This window comes from Micromonospora auratinigra, from assembly GCF_900089595.1.
In the GTDB taxonomy this organism is placed as follows: domain Bacteria; phylum Actinomycetota; class Actinomycetes; order Mycobacteriales; family Micromonosporaceae; genus Micromonospora; species Micromonospora auratinigra.
Genome location: NZ_LT594323.1, coordinates 3583198 through 3606356, shown reverse-complemented (window position 1 = coordinate 3606356; position 23159 = coordinate 3583198). Strand labels below are relative to the sequence as shown.

The following is a 23159-nucleotide window of genomic DNA, read 5'->3' as shown; positions in this document are numbered from 1 at the left end:
GGCACGATCCGCCTCGCGCCCGTGCGAGTATGGGCGGCGTGACCCCCGCCAGCCTGCCTCCCATTCTGCTCGTTCTCGGCGACGAGGAGCTGCTCGCCACGCGAGCGGTCAGCGAGGCCGTCGCCCGGGCCCGCAGCGTCGACCCCGACGTGGACGTCCGGGAGTACGAGGCCGGTTCGCTGGCCGTCGGCGAGATCGCCGAGATGCTCAGCCCTTCGCTGTTCGGCGGCCGCCGGGTGCTCGTCCTGCGGTCCGCCCAGGACGCCCGCAAGGACCTGGCCGCCGCGCTGCTGGCGTACGCGAAGAACCCGGACCCGGAGGTGCAGCTCGTGGCGCTGCACCCGGGCGGGGCGAAGGGGAAGGCGTTCGCCGACGGGCTGCGCGCCGCGGGCGCGACCGTCGTGCCGGCGGCGAAGCTCAAGGGCGACCGGGAGCGGGCCGCGTTCGTCCGGGACGAGATCCGCCGCAACGGGGGCAAGTGCACCCCGGACGGGGCCGATGCGCTGGTCGCCGCCGTCGGCAACGACCTGCGCCAGCTCGCCGCCGCCTGCTCACAACTGCTGGCCGACACCGACGGCCGGATCGGCGCGGACACCGTTGCCCGGTACTACCGGGGCCGCGCGGAGGTCAGCGGCTTCACCGTCGCCGACGCCACCATGGTGGGTGACGTGCCGGCTGCCCTGGAGGCGCTGCGCTGGGCGCTGCACGTCGGCGTCGACCCGGTGCCGATCGCCGACGCGCTCGCCGACGGGGTCCGTACGGTGGCCCGGGTCGCCTCCGCCGGACGCGGCACCCCGTTCCAGCTCGCCAGCAAGCTCGGCATGCCGGCCTGGAAGATCGAGAAGGCGCAGCAGCGGGCCCGCGGCTGGACCCCGGAAGGGCTGGTCGAGGCGATGCGGGCGGCCGCCGAGTGCAACGCGGCGGTCAAGGGCGGCGCCGACGACCGGGCGTACGCGCTGGAGCGGGCGGTGTTCTCGGTCGCCGCGGCCCGGCAGGGCGGCGCCCGGTGACCCGTTCGCAGTCCTGGGCGACCGTGCCGAGCCCGGAGGAGCGGTACCGGCCGCTCTACGCCCGGGTGCTGGGGCTGCGCTTCGTCAACCCCGGTGGGGTGCTCTGCTTCCTCTTCTTCGAGGGCGCGGTGGCCCTCGCCGCGCTGCTCGCCCTCGCCGAACTGGTCAGCTGGTGGGCGGTGCTGGTGCTACCGGCGGTGGTCGCGGCGATGGTGAAGCTCAACGACGTGGTCGCCGAGGTGGTGATCCGGACCGCTGCCCAGGTGCCCGAGCAGGAACGGGACCGCTTCCGCCGGCAACTGGAGCCGGTGGTCGGTCGGGCCCGGATGCCGGTGACCGTCCGGGCGCTGCCCGGCGTGCCGCGCTCCGGTGAGCCGGTGACCCGGCCGGTCGACCGCGTCGACCCGGTGCGCCGCCCCGACGGGGCCGGGCGCGGCGCGGCCCGGACCCACCGCGCCGACTGACCACGTACCGCACCGGAGGGTGTCGGGGTGGCCCGGGCACGCACACAGACGGAAGCCCCGGGGTGGTGACCCCAGGGCTTCCGGTCAGGTATTGGCGCTGGTCAGGCCGAGAACGACGCGACGCGCTTGGCGATCGCCGACTTCCGGTTGGCCGCCTGGTTGGCGTGGATGACACCCTTGCTGGCAGCCTTGTCCAGCTTGCGGGTGGCCTCACGCATGAGGACCGCGGCCTGCTCGGTGTCGCCCGCCTCGGCAGCCTCGTTGAACTTCCGGATGGCGGTCTTCAGCGACGACTTGACCGACTTGTTACGCAGCCGGCGCTTCTCGTTCTGCCGGTTGCGCTTGATCTGGGACTTGATGTTCGCCACGCGACAGCCTCGTCTTGATAGCTCGGGTTGGTCTGCTTTCGCGCACGACGAGCATGCGTCATCGCCGCGCGAAAAGCCAGGTTACCAGGTCGGCCCGGACGAGCCAAAACGCCTCGGCCGGCGCTCCCCGGGGAGGACCCGTCGACCCGCCGGTGACCTGCGGTCCGGCGGGCTGACAGGTGCCCTGAGCGGGCACCGGCCCCGCCCCGCCGTGGGGTACCGGCCCCGCCCCGCCGTGGGGTACCGGCCCCGCCCCGCCGTGGGGTACCGGCCCCGCCCCGCCGTGGGCGCCGGGCCCGCCGGCCGTGGGCGCCGGGTGCCTGTGCCGTCCGCCGTGTCCGGCCGGGGTCAGGTCCAGCCCTGTCGGGCGGCCAGCCAGGAGAACGCCTGTTCGCCGCTCCACCGCTGGTGCGCACGCAGGTGCGGGGAGGCGCTCGACGGTCCCGCCGTCGCGCTGGTGAGGAAGTAGCCGGAGAGTGCGGCCAGCGTCACATCGAGGGCGTCGGCCGGGGCCTGTGCCGCCGCCGGGTGGCCGGCGAACGCGGCGTCGGCGTCCAGGCCACTGGCGTACCCGGTGATCAGCAGGCTGACCAGGTCGAACCAGGCGGGACCGTGACACAGCCAGGTCCAGTCGCAGAGCCAGGCCCGGCCGTCGTGGCCGATCAGCAGGTTGTCCACGCGCAGGTCGCCGTGGGCGAGGCCGCCGCCGGCCGCGTACCCGGGCAGCCGGGACTCCAGCGTGACCAGCGCGGACAGCGGCACGTGCGGCGGCCGGCCCGGCCCCTGCCGACCGGCCTCGACGGGTTCGGGCGAGGCGGCCGGGGCAGTGGTGCCCGCCGGGGCGGCGGAGGGGAGCCGACCCGGCGGGGCGTCCCACGGCAGGCGCGCGCGACCGGCGGCGACGTCCCGCCAGGACAGCAGGTCGTCGCGGGCCAGGTCGGCCAGGTGGGGCAGTTCCAGCGCGAGGAGCGGCGCGGGCGGGTCGGCGAGCGCGGCGGCCACCTCCGCGTACGTGCCGAGGGCGGCGTCCAGCTCGGCCGGGTTCCAGGGCAGCCGGGGGAGGTGGCCGTCCACGGCGGTGAGCGCGAGCGCGTACCAGCCGGCCTCGGCCAGCGCCCAGCGCGGGCGGGGGACCGGCAGGTCGGCGGGGAGCCGGGCCAGCACGTTCGCCTCGTGGAAGTACCAGTCGGCGAGGTGCCGCTGCCCGTCCAGCGCCGCCGCCTTGACGAAGGTCCGTTCCCCGTCGGGGCCGGTGAGCAGGGCGGCGAAGCCGCGGGTGAAGCCCGCACCGGCGACCCGGACCGTGGTCGGTGGCCCGCCGATCCGCGCGGCGATCGCGTCCCGCAGGCCGGCCGGCAGCGCCGCCCAGCCGGGGCGGACGGCGGTGCCGTCGTACGGCACCGGGGGCAGGGAGATCGCGGCCACGACGTGATTGTCGTACGGCTCGGGCAGCATCACGAGCATGGAACGGGACGTCTGGGAGACTGCCAGGCCATGAGGACCGAGGACTTCTGGCAGCTGATCGACGAGGCCCGCGCCGGTGCCGGGGGAGAGGCCGTCGCGGTCGCCGCCCGGGCGGTCGCCCTGCTCGCCGAGCGGGACCCGGCGGAGATCGTCGGGTACGCCGAGCACCAGCGCCGGGTGCTCGCCGCCTCCCACAAGGTCGACCTGTGGGGCGCGGCCTACCTGATCAACGGGGGAGCGTCGGACGACGGCTTCGAGCACTTCCGGGGCTGGCTGATGACCCAGGGCCGGGCGGTGTTCGCCCGGGCGGTGGGGGATCCCGACTCCCTCGCCGAGCTGCCCCGGGTGCGTTCGGCCGCGCTCAGCGGCGAGGACTTCCAGTGCGCGGACATGCTGGCGGTGCCGTGGGAGGCGTACCGGAAGGCGACCGCGACCGAGCTGCCGGCGGTCCGCGAGCCGGCCGCGGCGCCCGACCTGAACGACTTCTGGGACTTCGACGACGAGGACCAGGCGCGTCGGCACCTGCCGAAGCTGGCCGCGCTCTTCGTCGAGCCGCCGGAGGAGTGAACCGGCGGGAGCGGGCCCGCCGGAGGAGTGCGGTGCCAGGAGTGCCGGGGGAGCCCCGGCGTGCCCCGGCGGACGTGGGAGCATAGAGGGGGCCGGCGTCGCGTCGGCCCGCTCACGTCAGCCGACCAGAACGGACCGCTGTGCCACCGACGCTCGATCCCGGCGCGAACGCTCCTGGTGCCACCGACCCGGCGCGCATCAGGAACTTCTGCATCATCGCCCACATCGACCACGGGAAGTCGACCCTGGCCGACCGGATGCTGCAGCTCACCGGTGTGGTCGACCCCCGGCAGATGCGCGCGCAGTACCTGGACCGGATGGACATCGAGCGCGAGCGCGGCATCACCATCAAGAGCCAGGCCGTCCGCATGCCGTGGACGATCCGCGAGGGTGACCGGGCCGGCGAGGCCGCCGTGCTCAACATGATCGACACCCCGGGCCACGTGGACTTCACCTACGAGGTGTCCCGCTCGCTGGCCGCCTGCGAGGGCGCGATCCTGCTGGTCGACGCCGCGCAGGGCATCGAGGCGCAGACCCTGGCCAACCTCTACCTGGCGCTCGAGAACGACCTGCGCATCATCCCGGTGCTCAACAAGATCGACCTGCCGGCGGCCCAGCCGGAGAAGTACGCCGAGGAGCTGGCCCACCTGATCGGCGGCGACCCGGCGGACTGCATCAGGGTCTCCGGCAAGACCGGGGAGGGCGTGCCCTACCTGCTCGACGAGATCGTCCGGCAGTTCGTCCCGCCGGTCGGCGAGGCGGAGTCCCCGGCCCGCGCGATGATCTTCGACTCGGTGTACGACGTCTACCGGGGCGTGGTCACCTACGTCCGGGTGATCGACGGCCGGATCAGCGCCCGCGACCGGATCAAGATGATGTCCACCGGCGCGGTGCACGAGCTGCTGGAGATCGGCGTCATCTCGCCGGAGATGGTCAAGGCCGACGCGCTGGGCGTCGGCGAGGTGGGCTACCTGATCACCGGCGTGAAGGACGTCCGCCAGTCCCGGGTCGGTGACACGGTCACCATCAACGGCAACCCGGCCAAGGAGGCGCTCGGCGGCTACAAGGACCCGAAGCCGATGGTCTACTCGGGCCTCTATCCGATCGACGGCTCGGACTACCCGAACCTGCGCGAGGCGCTGGACAAGCTCAAGCTCAACGACGCCGCCCTGGTCTACGAGCCGGAGACCTCCGGTGCGCTCGGCTTCGGCTTCCGCTGCGGCTTCCTCGGCCTGCTGCACCTGGAGATCATCCGGGAGCGGCTGGAGCGCGAGTTCAACCTCGACCTCATCTCCACCGCGCCGAACGTGGTCTACCGGGCCATCACGGAGGACGGCCAGGAGATCGTGGTGACCAACCCGAGCGAGTACCCGACCGGCAAGATCGCCGAGGTGTACGAGCCGACGGTCCGGGCCACCGTGCTGACCCCCAACGACTACGTGGGTGCGGTGATGGAGCTGTGCCAGGGCCGGCGGGGCAGCCTGCTCGGCATGGACTACCTCTCCGCCGACCGGGTGGAACTGCGCTACACGCTGCCCCTCGCGGAGATCATCTTCGACTTCTTCGACCAGTTGAAGAGCCGCACCAAGGGGTACGCCTCGCTGGACTACGAGCCCTCCGGTGAGCAGGCGTCCGACCTGGTGAAGGTGGACATCCTGCTGCACGGTGAGCCGGTGGACGCGTTCAGCGCCATCGTGCACAAGGACAAGGCGTACAACTACGGCACCACCATCGCGGCGAAGCTGCGCACGCTGATCCCGCGTCAGCAGTTCGAGGTGCCCATCCAGGCCGCCATCGGCAGTCGGGTGATCGCCCGGGAGACCATCCGCGCCATCCGCAAGGACGTGCTCGCCAAGTGCTACGGCGGTGACATCAGCCGTAAGCGCAAGCTGCTGGAGAAGCAGAAGGAGGGCAAGAAGCGGATGAAGATGGTGGGCCGGGTGGAGGTCCCGCAGGAGGCCTTCATCGCGGCGCTCTCCTCGGACTCCGGGGACGCCAAGCCCGCCGGGAAGAAGTAGGTCCCCTCCCGACGTCGGCACCCGGCCGGCGTCCCGCCCCGACGACCCGTTCTCCGGGTGCCGAGGGCGCGGGACGCCGGCCGTTCCGCGTACCCGGGGAGATTTTTTCCGGGCCCGCCGGGCCGGCCGGCGCACCGTCCATGCCCCCTTCGACCTGCGCGATCGTCCCCTGTGGGGGAATCGACGCAGGGTCGGGACGGCTCCGGTGGGCGCTGGTCGCGAACTGAGTCGGTTTGGTTTTTTGGCGGCTCGGGAACTTACCGGTCACGACAGGAACCACACAGAATGTGTGAAACTACTTCAAAGGAGTACGACCGTGACCGTCTGGGGCATTCTTACCGCTCTCGTCGTTGGTCTGATCGTCGGCGCCCTGGGTCGCCTGGTCGTTCCGGGCCGCCAGAACATGCCGATCTGGCTGCACATGCTGATCGGTGTCGGTGCCGCGCTGCTCGGTACCGTGCTGGCCCGGGCCCTGGGTATCGCGACCGAGACCGCCGGGATCGACTGGACCGAGCTGCTGGTGCAGGTCGTGCTGGCCGCCATCGCCGTCGCCGTGGTGGCCGGTGTGGGCCGTCGGCGCAGCGTCTCGCGCTACTGACGCACACCCCCGCAACGCTGAGCGGGCGCTCGACCTCACGGTCGGGCGCCCGCTGGCGTGTGTCCACGGAACCCGCGCCGAGCCGCCCGGCCCGACCCCCGCACCCTGCCGCCGCCCCCACGCCCCTCCACGGGCCGTTGGCGGGTGGAGGGGTGTCGATGCCGGGGGTGGGGCGGGGAGCGCTCCCGGAGAGGTTCCGGCGCTGACCATGCTCGATGCGGAAGAGTGCCGTCGGATCGCGAGCGGTCGGATAGAACCGCTGGTCAGAGCGCCTTTCCAGGGTTCATTACAGAAGTCGGTTTGGATTTTTGGGCGGTCGGGAACTTACCGGTCACGACAGCAGACACACGACCCCCGTGTGACAGATCTTTCGAGGAGGAAACGACCATGACCGTCTGGGGCATCCTTACCGCTCTCGTCGTTGGTCTGATCGTCGGTGCGCTCGGTCGCCTGGTCGTTCCGGGCCGCCAGAACATGCCGATCTGGCTGCACATGCTGATCGGCGTGGGCGCCGCGCTGCTCGGTACCGTGCTGGCCCGGGCCCTGGGTATCGCGACCGAGACCGCCGGCATCGACTGGACCGAGCTGCTGGTGCAGGTCGTGCTGGCCGCCATCGCCGTGGCCCTGGTGGCCGGTGTGGGCCGTCGGCGCAGCGTCTCGCGCTACTGACGCACACCCCCGCAACGCTGAGCGGGCGCTCGACCTCAGGGTCGGGCGCCCGCTGGCGTGTGTCCGCCCTGAGCTGCCCGGACGGCACCCCTGCCGGCCGGGCGGTCGGCTGCGATACGGTCGCCTCGGCTGGTCGCCGTACCTACCCCCTGTTGTAAAGGAAATTTTCCTACTAAGGTGCGGCGGAGAAGGTTAGTGCCAAACGGCCCGAGGGAGATATGGCGTGAACAGGTGGAAGCGGCTGGCTCCGGTCACCGCCATCGTGGCCTCGGCCGCGCTGGTGCTGTCCGGATGCGGTGGCTCCGGGGATGACGACAAGGCCGCGGACAACAGCAAGCTGACGGTCTGGATGATGGGCGAGGGCGGCGACGCCCAGACCAAGTTCCTGGACGGCGTCGAGGCCGAGTTCAAGAAGAAGCACCCCGGCACCGACGTGGTGGTGCAGTACATCCCCTGGCTCGAGGCCCCCAAGAAGTTCCAGGCCGCGCTCGCCGGCGGTGAGGGGCCGGACGTCACCGAGCTGGGCAACACCGAGACCCAGGGCTGGGCGGCCCAGGAGGCCCTCGCCGACGTCTCGGGCAAGTTCAACGGCTGGTCCGAGGGCAAGGACATCCTCCCCGACCTGGTGAAGAACGCCCAGTTGGACGGCAAGCAGTACGGCGTCCCGTGGTACGCCGGCGTGCGCGCCGTCTACTACCGCACCGACTGGTTCGCCGAGGCCGGCGTGAAGCCGCCGACGACCTGGGACGAGATGGTCTCCGTCGCCAAGGCCGTCCAGGCCAAGAAGCCGGGCACCTACGGCATCGCCCTGCCCGGTAACTCTGAGCTGCCGTTCTACTCCTTCCTCTGGTCGACCGGCGCCGAGATCGCCACCAAGCAGGGCGACAGCTGGAAGTCCGGCTACAACACGCCGGAGGCGCAGAAGGCGGTCAAGTTCTGGACCGATCTGGTCACCGTGCACAAGGTCGCCCCGCCGGCCGCCGCCGGCTGGAACGAGGTCGACGCCCGTACCCAGTTCGCCACCGGCAAGGCCGCGATGGCGTTCGCCGGTAGCTGGCAGGGTGGCGCGATGAAGAAGGACAACCCCGACATCGAGAAGGTGTGGGGGACGTTCCCGATCCCCGGTCCGGACGGCAAGCCGGCCCCGGCCTTCGCCGGCGGCTCCGACATCGCCCTCTGGAAGGACAGCAAGAAGCAGGACCTGGCCTGGGACTACCTGACCGTGCTGCTGAGCAAGCAGAAGGACCAGGAGTTCGCCAGCAGCCTCGGCTTCTTCCCGGTGTACAAGGACCTGGTCAGCGGCGGCAACTACGCCAACGACAAGGTGATGGCCTCGTTCGCGACCGCCATGCAGAACACCAAGCTGACCCCGCTGACCCCGAAGTGGGTCGAGGTCAGCCGGACCAAGACGGTGACCCAGGCGATGAACAGCTCGGTCATCAAGGGCCAGAAGACGGTCGAGAAGGCAACCGCCGACGCGGCCACCGAGATGGAAAGCATCCTCAACGCCAAGTGAGCACGCTGACCGAGGCCACCGGCACGACCGCCGCGCGGGAGACCCCCGCGCGGCGGCGCCGCCGCGTGGACCACCTGCCGTACGTCCTGCTCCTGCCCTGCCTGGTGATCATCGCGGGGCTGCTGCTCTGGCCGCTCGGCCAGGTGGTCGGGATGTCCTTCTTCAAGCTGGACAGCGTCCGGCAGCTGCGCGGGGACCGCGAATGGCCGTGGGTGGGCCTGGCCAACTACACGCAGATCCTCAGCGACCCGTTCTTCCGTACGGTGCTGCGCAACACCGTGCTCTTCGCCGCCGCCAACGTGGTGCTCACCATGATCCTGGGCACCCTGGTCGGGCTGCTGCTCAACCGGCTCGGGAAGAAGATGGCCACCTTTGTGGCCAGTTGCGTGATGCTGGCCTGGGCCACCCCGGCGCTGACCGGCACCATCGTCTGGAAGTGGATCTTCGACGACACCAGTGGCCTGGTCACCTGGCTGTTCAACAAGCTTCCGGACGGGCTCTCCACGACGCTCTTCGGCCGCAGTGACTGGACCGGCTACGGCTGGTTCAACGACCCGCTGCTCTTCTTCGCCATCCTCACCCTGGTGGTGGTCTGGCACTCGTTCCCGTTCATCGCCGTGAGCGTGCTGGCCGGGTTGAAGAGCGTGCCGACCGAGCTCCAGGAGGCCGCCCGGGTGGACGGCGCCGGCCCGTGGCGGGTCTTCTGGTCGGTCACCTTCCCGATGCTGCGGCCGGTCTTCGGCATCCTGGTGGTGCTCTCCACCATCTGGGACTTCAAGGTGTTCACCCAGCAGTTCGTGCTGGCCGGCGGCACCCAGGACCGGTCGACCTTCATGCTCTCCATCTACTCGTACGCGGAGGCGTTCTCGCCGCCGCCCAAGTACGGCCTCGGCTCGGCGATCGCGGTGATCCTGACCCTGATCCTGCTCGTCGTGACCGCCCTGTACGTCCGCATGGTGCTCCGGCAGGAGGACGAGTCGTGAAGAAGATCGCGCTCAACGGGGCCGGTCTGCTGGTGGCCCTCTTCGCCGCGTTCCCGGTGTACTGGATGGTCGCCACCTCGCTGAAGCCCAACCGGGAGATCTTCTCGGCCACGCCCCGGCCGGTGCCCGCCGCGCCGACCCTGGAGCACTACCGGGAGATCCTCACCGGCAACCTCATCCCGGGCGTGACCTTCGTCGACTTCTTCCTCAACAGCGTGCTGGTCGCGGTGGCGACCGTGCTGCTCAGCGGCTTCGTCGCGCTGCTCGCCGCGACCGCGGTGGCCCGGTTCCGGTTCCGGCTGCGCACCACCTTCCTGATCCTGCTGCTGGTGGTGCAGATGATCCCGCTGGAGGCGCTGGTCATCCCGCTCTTCCTGATGATCCAGCGGCTCGGCCTCTACAACCAGCTGCCCAGCCTGATCCTGACCTACCTCGGCTTCTCGCTGCCGTTCGCGGTCTGGATGCTGCGTGGCTTCGTCGCCGCGGTGCCGAAGGAGCTGGAGGAGGCCGCCGCGATCGACGGGGCCAGCCGGGCGCAGACCTTCCGCAAGGTGCTCTTCCCGCTGGTCGCGCCGGGCCTCGTGGCGACCAGCATCTTCTCCTTCATCACCGCCTGGAACGAGCTGATCTTCGCGCTGACGTTCATCAACGACCAGGACCGGTACACCCTGCCGGTGGCGATGACCTTCTTCTTCGGCCGGGACGACACCGCCTGGGGTTCGGTGATGGCCGCCTCCACGCTGTTCACCCTGCCGGTGATCGTGTTCTTCCTGCTGGTGCAGCGCCGGATGGTCTCCGGCCTGGTCGCCGGCGCGGTCAAGGGCTGAGCGCCGACTAGGCTCACCGCCATGACGGGCAGGCTGACGGCGGTGAACCTCGGCACGGTGACCGAGGCGGAGTGGGCGGGCGACGCGAGCGGCCGCAGCGGCATCGACAAGCGGCCGGTCGACGGTCCGGTGGCCGTCCGGTTCACCGGCGTGGCCGGCGACTTCATCGGCGAGCGCGCCCACCACGGCGGCCCTGACCAGGCCGTCTACGCGTACGCCGAGGAGGACGCCGGCTGGTGGGCGGCCGAGCTGGGCCGGTCGCTGCCGCCCGGCGCGTTCGGCGAGAACCTCAGCACGTACGCGGTGGACGTCACCGGGGCGGTGATCGGCGAGCGGTGGGCGGTCGGCACCGCCCTGCTGGAGGTGACCAAGCCGCGCACCCCGTGCACCACGTTCGCCGGGTTCTGGGGCGTACCCGATCTGATCAAGCGGTTCACCGCACGGGCGGCGCCCGGGGCGTACCTGCGGGTGCTGCGGGAGGGCGAGCTCGGCGCGGGCGACCCGGTCCAGGTGGTGGACCGGCCGGCCCACGGGGTCAGCGTCGGGTACGTCTTCCGCGCCACCACCCTCGAACCCGAGCTGCTGCCGGCGCTGCTGGACGTGCCCGAGCTGCCCGAGCCGATCCGGGAGAAGGTCCGCCGCCGCCTCGGCGTGGCCCCGGCCTGACGGCACCGCCTCGGCGTGGCCCCGGCCGGACCGGCCCGCCGCGGCTCAGGTGGCGGCGAAGACCTCCGCCAGCACCTGGCTCGGGGCGGCCACGCCGCCCTTCACCTTCGCCCAGGTGCCGTGCTCGGCGGTCCACTCCAGGTTGCCGAAGCGGACCCGCTTCACCCCGTGGTCGTCGGCGTGCGACACCAGCCAGTGCGCGTACCGCCAGCCGTTGCGGTCGTCGGTCGCCGGGACGGTGAAGTCGGTCAGGTCGGTCGGCGCGGCCAGGCCGGGCAGGCCCCAGTCCAGGGCCAGGTTCTGCACCAGCGCCGAGGCGGCCGCCGGGCCGCGCATCGTCGGCGTCGGCCCCACCGTGCAGGCCACCGCGCCGGTGGCGTGGCCGAGCAGCGCCCGGCTCAGCACCTCGGACTCGTCGGCCCACTTCTGGTACGCCTCGGGGTACGCCGACCGCTGCACCCGCTGCGCGGCCTCGGTGACCCGCAGCTGCTGCCAGCCCTTGACCTTCTTCAGCGCGGCGTAGAACTTCTCCGCCGCGTAGCGCGGGTCGCGGATCTGCTCCGGGGTGCCCCAGCCCTGGCTCGGGCGCTGCTGGAACAGCCCCAGCGAGTCCCGGTCGCCGTGCGCGATGTTGCGCAGGTGCGACTCCTGGTACGCGGTCGCCAGCGCCACCACCACGGCCCGCTCCGGCATCTGCCGTTGCACACCGATCGCCGCGATGGTGGCCGCGTTGGCCATCTGGTCGGCGCCGAGCACGACCCTGCCGTCGGCCTCGACGGTGCAGCTGCGGCTGGCCATCGGCAGGCGGAGCTGGTGCCCGAACTGCTGCATGACGACGTACACCCCGAGCAGTGCCAGCACGCACACCGCCACGCCGGCTGCCACGATCGCCGCCCGAGTCCGCACCCGCACCTCCTGTACCCGACCGCCCGCAAGCGTACGTGTCCGAATGGGCGAATCGGGTCGTCCGACCGGCTCACCTCCGCACGGTCACCGCCCCGCCACGCCCGCGTTCCCTCAGTCTCCGGTGGGCACCCAGGCGGCGGGCCGCTTCGCGCGGAAGGCGAGGACGCCCTCCCGGCCCTCGTCGGAGAGGAAGTACCCGGTGGAGAGGGCCGCCAACTCGGCGATCTCCGCCCGCAGGTCGGTGGCGGCCGGCCGGCGCAGCAGCTCCTTCGCGCCGGCCAGGGCCGTCGGCGCGCCCTTGACCAGCGAGGCGCAGTAGCCCCGCACGGCGGTGTCCAGCCCGTCCGCCGGCACCGCGGCGGTGACCAGACCGATCTCCGCGGCCCGCCGGCCGTCGAAGGTGTCCCCGGTCAGATAGAGCTCGGCGGCGGCGCGCGGGTGCAGCCGGGGCAGCACGGTGGCCGAGATCACCGCCGGGATCACCCCGATCCGGACCTCGGTGAAGGCGAACGTCGCCTCCTCGGCGCAGACCGCCAGGTCGGCCGCCGCGATCAGGCCGAGGCCACCGGCCCGGGCCGGCCCGGCCACCTTCGCCAGCACCGGCTTCGGGCACTCCCGGACCGCGACCAGCACGTCACCGAGCATCCCGGCGGGCACCGTGCCGCTGGCGTACGCGGCGGCGGTCTCCTTCAGGTCGGCCCCGGAGCAGAAGACCGGGCCGGTGTGGTCCAGCACGATCGCCCGGACCGCGTCGTCGGCGACCGCGGCGGCCAGCCCGGCCAGCAGCTCGGTCATCAGCGGGGTGGAGAGCGCGTTGCGGTTGTGCGGGCTGTCCAGGGTGAGGGTGGTCACCCCACGGGCCGTGGCGACCCGCACGAGAGCGTCCGGAGAGGTCATGCCGGGCACACTAGTGGCCATGCCCGGCGCTCTTCCAGAAGGCGAATCCGTTCCGCGCGATGGATCGCTGCCCGCTGCCGCCCGTCGCGCCGTCGGCGCCCGCGGCTTCGGCGTCTACGTGCACGTCCCGTTCTGCGCCAGTCGCTGCGGCTACTGCGACTTCAACACGTACACCGCCGCCGAGCTGGGCGGTGGGGCGAGCCGGGAGACGTACGCCGACACGGTGCTGGCCGAGCTGGCCCTGGCCGGGCGGGTGCTGGGCGAATCCCCGCCACCCCGGGTGGACACCGTCTTCGTCGGCGGCGGCACGCCCACCCTGCTCCCCGCCGACGACCTGGCCCGGATCCTCGACGGCATCGACCGCACCTGGGGGCTGGCCCCGGACGTGGAGGTGACCACCGAGGCGAACCCGGAGACGGTAACCCCGGAGTCGCTGAGGACGCTGCGGGCCGCCGGCTACACCCGGATCTCGCTGGGCATGCAGTCCGCCGCGCCGGGGGTGCTGGCGATCCTGGACCGGCAGCACAGCGCCGGCCGGGCCACCGCCGCCGCCCGGGAGGCCCGCGACGCCGGGTTCGACCACGTCAACCTGGACCTGATCTACGGCACGCCGGGGGAGAGCGCCGAGGACTTCGCCGCCTCGCTGGACCAGGTGGTCGCGGCCGGGGTGGACCACGTCAGCGCGTACGCCCTGATCGTGGAGGACGGCACCCGGCTGGCCGCGCGGATGCGGCGCGGCGAGCTGCCGTACCCCTCCGACGACGTCGCCGCGGACCGCTACCTGGCCGCGGAGGCCGCCCTCGACGCGGCCGGGTTCTCCTGGTACGAGGTCTCCAACTGGGCCCGCTCCGAGGCGGCCCGGTGCCGGCACAACCTGCTCTACTGGACCGGTGCCGACTGGTGGGGCCTGGGCCCGGGCGCGCACAGCCACGTCGGCGGGGTGCGCTGGTGGAACGTCAAGCACCCGAGCGCGTACGCGCAGCGCCTGGCGGCGGGGGAGTCACCGGGGCTGGCCCGGGAGCTGCTCACCCCGGCCGAGGCGCACATGGAGGACGTGATGTTGCGGCTGCGGCTCGCGGACGGCCTGCCGCTGGCCGGGCTGGACGAGCCGGGGCGGGCGGCGGCCGGCCGGGCGCTCGCCGACGGCCTGCTGGACGCCGACCGGTACGCCGCCGGCCGGGCGGTGCTGACCCTGCGCGGGCGGCTGCTGGCCGACGCGGTGGTCCGCGACCTGCTGCCCTGACCGGGCCCGGCGACGCCGGGCCCGGGACCGGGTCACTTCACGAACTGGTAACTCATCGGGTAGCGGTAGAGGACACCCTCGGTGGCCTTCACGCCGCCGATGATGCCGAAGATGAGCGGCACCAGGGCGACGATGATCGGGATGAAGAAGAGCAACCCGCAGGTGACCACGGCCACCACGAAGCTCGCCAGCAGCGCGATGACCCAGGTGAGCTGGAAGTTCAGCGCGGCGACCGCGTGCGCCCGCACGACCGGCGACTGCTGACCCTTCGCGCTGAGCGCGATGAGCGGCGCGACCCAGCCGAGCAGGCTGCCGCCCACCACCACGCCGACCGGGCCGCCGAAGTGCGCGATCAGCGCCCAGGTCTTGTCGTCGTTGGTGGGGTAGCCGGCCGGCGGGCCGTAGCCACCACCGGTCGGGTACCCGACACCCGGCGGGGGGTAGCCGCCCGGCGGCGGATAACCGCCCGCCGACGGCGGGGGCTGGCCACCTGGCGGAGGGTAGTCGCCCGCGGACGGATAGCCACCCGACGGCGGCTGCCCGCCGGAGGGCGGCGGATAGTCACCGGGCGGGGGATAGCCGCCCCCGCCGGGTGCCCCGGACAGTGGTGCGGTGGGCTCGTCCGACGCGGACGGGCCGTACGGGGACGACGACGGGGTCGCCTCCGGCGGCTCGGCGCCGGGGTCTCCCGCTCCGGGAGGGCGAGGAGGTTCAGTCATGGACGTCACGGTAGGTGCCGGTCGCAAGCCCGCACCAGAGCGACATCGCCCGGGTTCTCCGGCTGATCGGCTCTGGCGGGGTGTGCCCCGGGCCGCACCGGGGGTCCGTCGCTGATCATCGCGTCGGCGGGTACGCCGACGTAGACTGGCACTCGCTACAGTCGAGTGCCAGGCGCCCGGCCTGGTTCCGGGTGCCCGTCCGGCCGAGGTGCGTCAGGAGGTGGGGAGATGGGTCTCGACGACCGCAAGCTCGCCGTGCTGCGCGCGATCGTCGAGGACTACGTCGCGACGCAGGAGCCGGTGGGCAGCAAGGCCCTGGTCGAGCGTCACCAGCTGGGTGTCTCCCCGGCGACCGTCCGCAACGACATGGCCGTGCTGGAGGAGGAGGGCTACATCCGGCAGCCGCACACCAGTGCCGGCCGGGTGCCCACCGACCGCGGCTACCGGCTGTTCGTGGACCGGCTGTCCCGGGTCAAGCCGCTCAGCCCGGCCGAGCGCCGGGCCATCGAGCGCTTCCTGGTCGGCGCGGTCGACCTGGACGACGTGGTGCACCGCACGGTCCGGTTGCTGGCCCAGCTCACCCGCCAGGTCGCCGTCGTGCAGTATCCGAGCCTGGCCCGCTCCAAGGTCCGCCACCTGGAGCTGGTGCCGATCTCCACCACCCGGCTGATGGTGGTCATGATCGCCGACACCGGCCGGGTGGAGCAGCGGCTGGTGGAGATGCCCGGCCCGATCCCCGCCGAGGACGTCACCGACCTGCGCCGCCTGGTCAACGAGAAGCTGGTCGGCAGCCGGCTCTCCGACACCCCGCCGCTGGTCCAGGCGCTGGTCGACGAGTCCTCGCCGCAACTGCGCCCGGCCATGGCCACCCTCTCCAGCGTGCTGCTGGAGACCCTGGTCGAGCGGCACGAGGAGCGGATCGCGCTGGCCGGCACCGCCAACCTGACCCGGGGTGGGGTGCTCGACTTCCAGGGCACGCTGCGCCCGATCCTGGAGGCGCTGGAGGAGGAGGTCGTGCTCCTCAAGCTCATCGGCGAGGCCGAGCCGAGCACCACCCGGGTGCTGATCGGCGACGAGAACGAGATCGACAACCTGCGCGCCGCCTCGGTGGTCAGCACGGGTTACGGCCCGGGCAGCACCATCGTCGGAGGGCTCGGCGTGCTCGGCCCGACCCGGATGGACTACCCCGGCACCATCGCCACGGTGAGGGCCGTGGCACGCTACGTGGGCGAACTGCTGGCCCAGAACTGACCAGTCAGGGCCGACGGCCGGCCTGCGGCCGCCGACCGGCGCAACCGCGAGACGAAACACGAGGACACCGAACGCAGTGGCCAGGGACTACTACGGCATTCTCGGCGTCAGCCGGGAAGCCTCCGACGACGAGATCAAGCGCGCCTACCGCAAGCTGGCGCGGCAGTTCCACCCGGACGTGAATCCGGACCCGGAGGCCCAGGAGAAGTTCAAGGACATCAACGCCGCGTACGAGGTCCTCTCGGACGACCGGAAGCGGCAGATCGTCGACCTGGGTGGTGACCCGCTCGCCCCGGGCGGCGGCGGCGCCGGACCGGGCGGTCCCGGCGGGGCCGGTCCGTTCGTCGGCTTCCAGGACATTATGGACGCGTTCTTCGGCGGCGCGGCCGGCGGCTCGCGTGGGCCGCGCCCGCGTACCCGGCCGGGGGCCGACGCGATCCTGCGCCTGGAACTGGACCTCAACGAGACCGCGTTCGGCGTCGAGGCGCCGATCACCGTCGACACGGCGGTGCTCTGCACCACCTGTTCCGGCGCGGGCACGGCGGCCGGCACCCACCTCGCCACCTGCGAGGCGTGCGGCGGCCGGGGCGAGGTGCAGTCGGTGCAGCGGACCTTCCTCGGCCAGGTGGTCTCCGCCCGGCCGTGCACGGTCTGCCAGGGCTACGGCACCACCGTCCCGCACCCCTGCCCGACCTGCGCCGGGGACGGCCGGGTCCGCACCCGGCGGTCGCTCACCGTCAAGATCCCGGCCGGCGTCGAGGACGGCATGCGGATCCGGCTCGCCCAGCAGGGCGAGGTCGGCCCGGGCGGCGGCACCGCCGGTGACCTCTACGTCGAGATCCACGAGCGGCCGCACGACGTCTACTCCCGCAAGGGCGACGACCTGCACTGCCGGGTCACCGTGCCGATGACCGCCGCCGCGCTGGGCACCCGGCTGACCATCAAGACGCTGGACAGCGAGGAGACGGTCGACGTCAAGGCCGGCACCCAGCCGGGCAGCACGCTGCGGCTGCGGGCGCGGGGCGTACCGCACCTGCGCGGCACCGGCCGGGGCGACCTCTACGTCCACCTGGACGTGCGTACCCCGACCAAGCTCGACGCCGACCAGGAGCGGATGCTGCGCGACTTCGCCAAGACCCGGGGCGAGGAGGTCGCCGAGCTGACCAAGCAGGGCGGCTTCTTCTCCCGGATGCGCGACGCCTTCAACGGGCACGCCTGAGGTGTCCGCACCGCTGTTCCTGGTCGACGCGCTGCCGGCCGGCGCCACGCTGACCCTCGACGGCCCGGAGGGGCACCACGCGGCCACCGTGCAGCGCCTCCGGGTCGGCGAGGAACTGCTGCTCGCCGACGGCCGGGGCGGCACCGCCGCCGCCGTGGTCGACGCGGTCGGCAAGGGCACCCTCGACGTGCGGCTCATTTCCCGGGGGTACGTCGACGCGTCGGTGCCCCGGATCGTCGTGGTGCAGGGCATCGCCAAGGGCGACCGGGGCGAGCTGGCCGTGCAGGCGATGACCGAGGTGGGCGTCGACGAGATCGTGCCCTGGTCGGCGTCCCGCTCGGTGACGCAGTGGCGCGGCGAGCGGGGCGTACGGGCCCGGGAGAAGTGGGCCGCCACCGCCCGCGAGGCCGCCAAGCAGGCCCGCCGGGCCTGGCTGCCGGTGGTCGCCGGGACGCCCGACGAGTCGACGCAGGCGGTGGTCCGGCGGATCGCCGGGGCGGCCGGCGCGTTCGTGCTGCACGAGGAGGCGCCGGACCGGCTGACCGTCGCCGACCTGCCGGCCACCGGCGAGATCGTGCTGGTCGTCGGTCCGGAGGGCGGCATCGCCGACCCCGAGCTGGCCGCGTTCCGCGAGGCCGGGGCCCGCCCCGTCCGGCTGGGCCCCGCGGTGCTGCGTACCTCCACGGCCGGCGTGGCCGCCCTCAGCGTCCTGGCGACCCGCCTCGCCCGCTGGTAGCCCGTCCGTCCGCGGCGGTCTGCCGCGCCCGGCGGTCTGCCGCGCCCGGAGGCTGGGCGACACCGTCTCACCGCCTTTGCTCTGCTTCAACTGACGCAACACTCGGCGGCCGAAAGTGTCGCGCGGGTTGAAGCAGAGCAAAGGCGACCCGAGGTGCAGGTTGTCGCCAGTCGGTGGAGCGGCCGGGCCCGGCCTCAGCTGCGCAGGTAGGAGGCGCCGTTGAGGTCGACGATGGTGCCGGAGGCCCACTCCGCCTCCGGGCTGGCCAGCCAGTGCACGGCGGCGGCGATCTCCTCCGGCCGGGCGACCCGGTGGAACGGGGACTGGGCGCGGATCGCGTCGCCCCGTTCACCGTGCAGGTGCGTGGTGGTCATGTCGGTCTCGACGAAGCCGGGCGCGACGGTCGCCACCGCGATGCCGTACGGCGCCAGGGCCAGCGCCAGGGACTGCCCGAGCGCGTTCAGCCCCGCCTTGCTGGCGCCGTACGCGGGCTGTTCCGGCTCGCCCCGGAAGGCGCCCCGCGACGACACGTTGACGATCCGCCCGCCCCGCTCACGCATGTGCTGGGCCGCGCACCATGTGACGTTGGCGGCCCCGGTGAGGTTGGTCTCCAGCACCAGCCGCCACTGCTCGCGCCACTGCTCGTAGCTGTTGCCGAAGACCGGGTGCGGGAGGTCGCGCGGGCCGTACACGCCGGCGTTGTTGACCAGGACGTCCAGGCCGCCGAGCCGGTCGGCCGCCGCGTCGACCATGGCCCGGACCGCGTCCGGGTCGGTCAGGTCGGCGCGGACCACCACGTGTCCCTCGCCGGGCAGCCCGGCCCGCACCGCCTCGGCCGGCTCCGCCGAGTCGCGGTGGTGGATCGCCACCCGGTCCCCGCCCGCCGCGAACGCCCGCGCCACCGCGCGGCCGATGCCGCGCGAGGCCCCCGTCACCAGTACCGCCCTCGACGTCACGCCGGACATCATGCCGGGCGGGACGGGTGGTCGCGCGAGCGGACCCGGGCGGGCGGCTTAGCATGCCCGAATGGGAACCGACTGCCTGTTCTGCCGGATCGTCGCGGGAGAGATCCCGGCCACCATCGTGCGGGAGACCGCGACCACCCTCGCGTTCCGCGACATCGGCCCCAAGGCGCCGGTGCACGTGCTGGTGATCCCCAAGGAGCACTACGCGGACGTGGCCACCCTGGCCCAGGGGGACCCGACGCTCGCCGGTGAGCTGCTCGCCACCGCGGCCGTGGTGGCCGAGGAGGAGGGGCTGACCGCCGACGGCTTCCGGCTGATGTTCAACACCGGCGAGCACGGTGGGCAGGAGGTCTTCCACGTGCACGCGCACCTGCTCGGCGGAGCCCCGCTCGGCCCGATGATCTGCCGCTGAGCCCGTCCTACACTGCTTCCGTGATCACTGTGCAGGACCGGCTCGGCCGGATGGTGCGCCAGGCGCAGGCCCAGGGGCGGATCCCGGCGGTCTCGGCGGCCCTGCACCGGGCCGACCGGCCGCTCTGGACCTGCACGGTCGGCGGCACCGGCACCGACCGGTCGCTCGACGCGGACACCGTGTTCCGGATCGGCTCGGTCACCAAGACCTTCACCTCGGTGCTGGTCATGCAGTGCCGCGACGACGGGCTGCTCGACCTGGACGACCCGATCGGGCGGCACCTCGACCTGCCGGCGCACGGCGAGCTGACCGTACGGCGGCTGCTGTCGCACACCGCCGGCCTCCAGCGGGAGCCGCACGGCGACGTCTGGGACACCCTGCGCGTGCCGGACGTCGAGGAGCTGCTGACCGACCTGGCCCGGGTGGAGCGGGTGCTGCCGACCGGCCGGCGCTACCACTACTCCAACCTCGGCATGGCGCTCCTCGGTGAGCTGGTCGCCCGGCTGCGTGGCGGCACCTGGGCGGAGGTGCTCGCCGAGCGGGTGCTGGTCCCGCTCGGGCTGACCTCGACCGGCGCGACGCCGGGGGAGCGGGCCGCGACCGGGTACCTGGTCGACGCGTACTCCGACGAGGCCCGGCCGGAGCCGCCGACCGACTTCGGCGCGGTCGGCCCCGCCGCACAGCTCTGGAGCACCGCCCCGGACATGGCCCGGTGGGCGGCCTTCCTGGCCGACCCGGCGGCGCTCGACCCGGCCGGCACGGTGCTCACCCCGGCCACCGTCGACGAGATGCGCTGGCCGCTCACCACCACCGACGAGACGCTCTGGGCGGCCGGCTGGGGGCTCGGCCTGATCCTGGTGCCCCAGCCGGGACGGGTGGTGCACGTGGGGCACGACGGGGCGATGCCCGGTTTCCTGGCCGCCGTCTACGGCCGCCGGGGCGGCGACGGCACCGCCGGTGCGATGGGCTGCGCGGTGCTCGGCTCGTCGGGCACCGGCACCGAGGTGCTCGACCTGCCGCACCTGCTGCTCGCCGCCGCCGCCGAGCACGACCCCGCGGAGATCGAGCCGTGGCGGCCCGGGCCGCCCGCCCCCGCGCAGCTGCGCGGGATGCTGGGCCGCTGGTGGGGCGAGGGCTTCGAGGTCGTCTTCTCCTGGCACGACGGGACGCTGCGGGCCCGCGGCGCGGCCGACCCGGCGGGCAAGCCGCCGGCGGTGTTCGCGCCGCTGCCGGATCGGCCGGACGTGTTCCGGACCGTCTCCGGCCGGGAGGCGGGCGAGCTGCTCCGGCTGACCCGCGACGAGCGGGGCGCGGTGGTCCGGCTGCACTGGGCCACCTACCGTTTCACCCGCCACCAGGAGACCTTCGACGGGTACGACTTCCGGACCGGCAGTTGATCTCCTACCGGCGGAAATGGGCGAGTTGCCGACGGTGCGGGAGCGATACGATGGATGTCACGTCCGCCGCGCCAGCCGGGCCCGGCGCCGAGATCGGAAGCAGGTGGCGTAGGGCCGGACGGCCCGAGCTATGAGCGACACCCCACCTCCCGCCCCGCCCCGGGTGCAGACCAGGATCACGGTCCCGGACCAGAAGATCATGGTGAACCTGCTCGGCGCCGGCGACGAGATCCTGCGCCTCGTCGAACGCTCGGTCAACAGCGACGTCCACGTCCGGGGCAACGAGATCACCATCACCGGCGCCCCCGCGGACAACGCCCTCGCCGAGCGCCTCTTCAGTGAGCTGCTCGAGTTGATCGAGAAAGGCGAGACCCTGACCACAGACGCTGTCCGGCGTACCGTCGGCATGCTCGAGCAGGGCGGCACCGAGCGGCCCGCCGAGGTTCTGACGCTCAACATCCTTTCCCGGCGCGGGCGCACCATCCGGCCCAAGACGCTCGGGCAGAAGCGCTACGTCGACGCGATCGACGCCAACACCATCGTTTTCGGCATCGGCCCCGCCGGCACCGGCAAGACCTACCTGGCGATGGCGAAGGCCGTCCAGGCGCTCCAGGCCAAGCAGGTCAACCGGATCATCCTGACCCGGCCGGCGGTCGAGGCGGGGGAGCGGCTCGGCTTCCTGCCCGGCACCCTGAACGAGAAGATCGACCCCTACCTGCGCCCGCTCTACGACGCGCTGCACGACATGCTCGACCCGGAGACCATCCCCAAGCTGATGGCCGCCGGCACCATCGAGGTCGCGCCGCTGGCATACATGAGGGGTCGGGCGCAGCCGTACGACGCCCGGGTGCTGACCCCGGAGGGCTTCAAGCCGTTCGGCTCGCTCCGGGTCGGTGACCTGGTCATCGGCTCGAACGGGACGCCGACCCCGGTGATTGGCATCTACCCGCAGGGGCCGAAGCAGACCTATCGGGTCACCACCCAGGACGGCGCGTCCACGATCGCCTGCGGTGAGCACCTCTGGACCGTCGCCACGCCGGACGACAAGCGGCGGGGCCGTCGGCGCACGCTCGAGACGCGGGAGATGATCGGCAAGGAGTGGCGCGGGCACACCCGCCGGTACGAGCTGCCGGTCGTCGCGCCCGTGCAGATGGAGTCGCACGATGTGCCGCTCGACCCGTACGCGCTCGGTCTGCTCCTCGGGGACGGCTCGATCTCATGCCGGACGACGCCCGCCTTCTGCACGGCTGACCCTGAGCTGGCCGTCGCGCTGGAGCAGGCGCTGCCCGACATCGCCCTCGTCCGCAAGGGTGACTACGACTACGTGCTGCGGCACGTCAACGGTCACCGCGGCGGCGTGATCGTGGCCAATCCGGTGACGGCTGTGCTGCGTGAGCTGGAGTTGGCCGGGACGACCTCGGGCACCAAGTTCGTGCCCGACGCCTACAAGAACAACAGCGTCGACGTCCGGCTGGCCGTGCTCCAAGGGCTGCTGGACACCGACGGCGGCCCGGCCACTCAGGCCGGGCGGACCTGCCGGGTGCAGTACTCGACGACGTCTCCCCGCCTGCGGGACGACGTGGTCTACCTGGTCCAGTCGCTCGGCGGGGTGGCCACCTGGCGGGTCCGGGAGGCCGAGGGGCGCAAGCCCGGCCTGGCCAAGGGTCGTCCGGTGCCGTACCGCTCCGACTGCTACGTCGTGGAAATCCAGCTTCCGGCCGGCGTCGCCCCGTTCCGCCTGTCCCGCAAGCGGCGGCTCTACGACGAGCAGGGCGGCGGCCGGCCGATGCGCTTCATCGACTCGATCATCCCGGCCGGGGTGCGGGAGACGATGTGCATCCAGGTCGCGGCGGAGGATTCGCTCTACGTCACCGACGATTTCCTGGTGACGCACAACACCCTCAATGACGCCTTCATCATTCTCGACGAGGCGCAGAACACCACGCCCGAGCAGATGAAGATGTTCCTCACCCGGCTCGGCTTCGGTTCCAAGATCGTGGTCACCGGCGACGTCACCCAGGTGGACCTTCCCGGCGGGACCACCAGCGGCCTGCGGGTGGTCCGGGAGATCCTGAGCAACGTCGAGGACGTGCACTTCGCCCAGCTCTCCAGCTCCGACGTGGTCCGCCACAAGCTGGTGGGCGAGATCGTCGACGCGTACGCCCGCTGGGACGAGCGGGAGAACCAGCAGGCGCAGAGCGTGCACGCCGTGCCGGGGCGGACCGCCCAGGGCGGCCGGGCCGGCCGGCGCCGCTAACCACCAG

Annotated in this window: 22 protein-coding genes and 3 pseudogenes; 19 read left to right on the top strand and 6 right to left on the bottom strand. The window is 72.7% G+C overall.

Annotated elements, in window-relative coordinates; all coding sequences use genetic code 11:
* Positions 1–29 precede the first annotated feature (29 nt).
* Both holA and GA0070611_RS15940 read left to right on the top strand, forming a co-directional pair.
* Positions 30–1010, top strand: coding sequence for a DNA polymerase III subunit delta (gene holA, locus GA0070611_RS15945; RefSeq protein ID WP_091664926.1), 981 nt, complete (start codon positions 30–32; stop codon positions 1008–1010).
* Positions 1007–1474, top strand: coding sequence for a hypothetical protein (locus GA0070611_RS15940; RefSeq protein WP_231921139.1), 468 nt, complete (start codon positions 1007–1009; stop codon positions 1472–1474). The genes holA and GA0070611_RS15940 overlap by 4 nt, the downstream gene beginning before the upstream one ends.
* Before the next feature lie 101 nt (positions 1475–1575).
* Here the strand turns inward: GA0070611_RS15940 and rpsT are convergent, their stop codons facing one another.
* Together rpsT and GA0070611_RS15930 are read right to left on the bottom strand one after the other, a co-directional pair.
* Complete coding sequence (gene rpsT, locus GA0070611_RS15935) at positions 1576–1842, bottom strand: 30S ribosomal protein S20 (RefSeq protein WP_091664924.1); 267 nt, start codon at positions 1840–1842, stop codon at positions 1576–1578.
* Positions 1843–2190: 348 nt separating this feature from the next.
* Positions 2191–3297 (bottom strand): phosphotransferase family protein, encoded by a 1107-nt coding sequence (locus GA0070611_RS15930; protein ID WP_407940439.1) that lies wholly within the window; start codon positions 3295–3297, stop codon positions 2191–2193.
* Between the two features lie 39 nt (positions 3298–3336).
* Here GA0070611_RS15930 and GA0070611_RS15925 point away from each other — a divergent pair, with 39 nt between their 5' ends.
* From GA0070611_RS15925 to GA0070611_RS15890, 8 genes are all read left to right on the top strand, one after another.
* Entirely contained in the window at positions 3337–3873 is a 537-nt protein-coding gene (locus tag GA0070611_RS15925) for a DUF4240 domain-containing protein (protein ID WP_091664921.1), read from the top strand.
* Between the two features lie 140 nt (positions 3874–4013).
* The gene (gene lepA, locus GA0070611_RS15920; protein ID WP_091664918.1) at positions 4014–5891 is read left to right on the top strand and encodes a translation elongation factor 4; all 1878 of its coding nucleotides are present in this window, start codon (positions 4014–4016) and stop codon (positions 5889–5891) included.
* A gap of 316 nt (positions 5892–6207) precedes the next feature.
* Entirely contained in the window at positions 6208–6489 is a 282-nt protein-coding gene (locus GA0070611_RS15915; protein WP_091664915.1) for a GlsB/YeaQ/YmgE family stress response membrane protein, read from the top strand.
* A 387-nt stretch (positions 6490–6876) separates the two neighbouring features.
* Complete coding sequence (locus tag GA0070611_RS15910; protein ID WP_091664913.1) at positions 6877–7158, top strand: GlsB/YeaQ/YmgE family stress response membrane protein; 282 nt, start codon at positions 6877–6879, stop codon at positions 7156–7158.
* 223 nt (positions 7159–7381) lie between these two features.
* Positions 7382–8674 (top strand): sugar ABC transporter substrate-binding protein, encoded by a 1293-nt coding sequence (locus GA0070611_RS15905; protein ID WP_091664911.1) that lies wholly within the window; start codon positions 7382–7384, stop codon positions 8672–8674.
* Positions 8671–9657, top strand: coding sequence for a carbohydrate ABC transporter permease (locus tag GA0070611_RS15900; RefSeq protein WP_091664909.1), 987 nt, complete (start codon positions 8671–8673; stop codon positions 9655–9657). Before GA0070611_RS15905 ends, GA0070611_RS15900 begins: the two co-directional genes overlap by 4 nt.
* Positions 9654–10484, top strand: a complete 831-nt coding sequence (locus GA0070611_RS15895) for a carbohydrate ABC transporter permease (protein ID WP_091664906.1) — start codon at positions 9654–9656, stop codon at positions 10482–10484. Before GA0070611_RS15900 ends, GA0070611_RS15895 begins: the two co-directional genes overlap by 4 nt.
* Positions 10485–10505: 21 nt before the next feature.
* Positions 10506–11150, top strand: a complete 645-nt coding sequence (locus tag GA0070611_RS15890; RefSeq protein ID WP_091664904.1) for an MOSC domain-containing protein — start codon at positions 10506–10508, stop codon at positions 11148–11150.
* Positions 11151–11195: 45 nt separating this feature from the next.
* Here the strand turns inward: GA0070611_RS15890 and GA0070611_RS15885 are convergent, their stop codons facing one another.
* Both GA0070611_RS15885 and GA0070611_RS15880 read right to left on the bottom strand, forming a co-directional pair.
* Positions 11196–12062, bottom strand: coding sequence for a hypothetical protein (locus GA0070611_RS15885; protein ID WP_197675719.1), 867 nt, complete (start codon positions 12060–12062; stop codon positions 11196–11198).
* Between the two features lie 105 nt (positions 12063–12167).
* Positions 12168–12953: an enoyl-CoA hydratase-related protein gene (locus GA0070611_RS15880; RefSeq protein WP_091672993.1), complete on the bottom strand. Its 786-nt coding sequence runs from the start codon at positions 12951–12953 to the stop codon at positions 12168–12170.
* A 19-nt stretch (positions 12954–12972) separates the two neighbouring features.
* Between GA0070611_RS15880 and hemW the strand changes: the two genes are divergently transcribed.
* On the top strand, positions 12973–14196 hold the full coding sequence (gene hemW, locus GA0070611_RS15875; protein WP_197675718.1) for a radical SAM family heme chaperone HemW: 1224 nt from the start codon (positions 12973–12975) through the stop codon (positions 14194–14196).
* 32 nt (positions 14197–14228) lie between these two features.
* Here the strand turns inward: hemW and GA0070611_RS15870 are convergent, their stop codons facing one another.
* Positions 14229–14915, bottom strand: coding sequence for a DUF4870 domain-containing protein (locus tag GA0070611_RS15870; RefSeq protein WP_091664899.1), 687 nt, complete (start codon positions 14913–14915; stop codon positions 14229–14231).
* Positions 14916–15143: 228 nt separating this feature from the next.
* Between GA0070611_RS15870 and hrcA the strand changes: the two genes are divergently transcribed.
* The 3 genes from hrcA (at position 15144) to GA0070611_RS15855 (ending at position 18121) form a co-directional block, all read left to right on the top strand.
* The gene (gene hrcA / locus GA0070611_RS15865) at positions 15144–16166 is read left to right on the top strand and encodes a heat-inducible transcriptional repressor HrcA (protein ID WP_091664896.1); all 1023 of its coding nucleotides are present in this window, start codon (positions 15144–15146) and stop codon (positions 16164–16166) included.
* 76 nt (positions 16167–16242) lie between these two features.
* Positions 16243–17385 carry a molecular chaperone DnaJ gene (dnaJ, locus tag GA0070611_RS15860; RefSeq protein ID WP_091664895.1) on the top strand — a complete coding sequence of 381 codons (1143 nt, stop codon included), beginning with the start codon at positions 16243–16245 and terminating at the stop codon, positions 17383–17385.
* 1 nt (position 17386) lies between these two features.
* Positions 17387–18121 (top strand): 16S rRNA (uracil(1498)-N(3))-methyltransferase, encoded by a 735-nt coding sequence (locus GA0070611_RS15855; protein ID WP_091664893.1) that lies wholly within the window; start codon positions 17387–17389, stop codon positions 18119–18121.
* 194 nt (positions 18122–18315) lie between these two features.
* Here the strand turns inward: GA0070611_RS15855 and GA0070611_RS15850 are convergent, their stop codons facing one another.
* Entirely contained in the window at positions 18316–19077 is a 762-nt protein-coding gene (locus GA0070611_RS15850) for an SDR family NAD(P)-dependent oxidoreductase (protein ID WP_091664891.1), read from the bottom strand.
* A 70-nt stretch (positions 19078–19147) separates the two neighbouring features.
* Between GA0070611_RS15850 and GA0070611_RS15845 the strand changes: the two genes are divergently transcribed.
* The 5 genes and pseudogenes from GA0070611_RS15845 to GA0070611_RS31885 all read left to right on the top strand — a co-directional run.
* A complete protein-coding gene (locus GA0070611_RS15845; RefSeq protein WP_091664889.1) occupies positions 19148–19498 on the top strand; it encodes a histidine triad nucleotide-binding protein in 351 nt (116 codons plus the stop codon).
* Between the two features lie 20 nt (positions 19499–19518).
* Positions 19519–20895 carry a serine hydrolase domain-containing protein gene (locus GA0070611_RS15840; protein WP_091664887.1) on the top strand — a complete coding sequence of 459 codons (1377 nt, stop codon included), beginning with the start codon at positions 19519–19521 and terminating at the stop codon, positions 20893–20895.
* A gap of 130 nt (positions 20896–21025) precedes the next feature.
* Positions 21026–21772: pseudogene (locus GA0070611_RS31895) on the top strand (PhoH family protein); the annotation flags it as partial.
* 207 nt (positions 21773–21979) lie between these two features.
* A pseudogene (locus GA0070611_RS32415) lies at positions 21980–22528 on the top strand (LAGLIDADG family homing endonuclease); the annotation flags it as partial.
* Between the two features lie 264 nt (positions 22529–22792).
* Positions 22793–23152: pseudogene (locus tag GA0070611_RS31885) on the top strand (PhoH family protein); the annotation flags it as partial.
* Between the last annotated feature and the right edge of the window lie 7 nt (positions 23153–23159).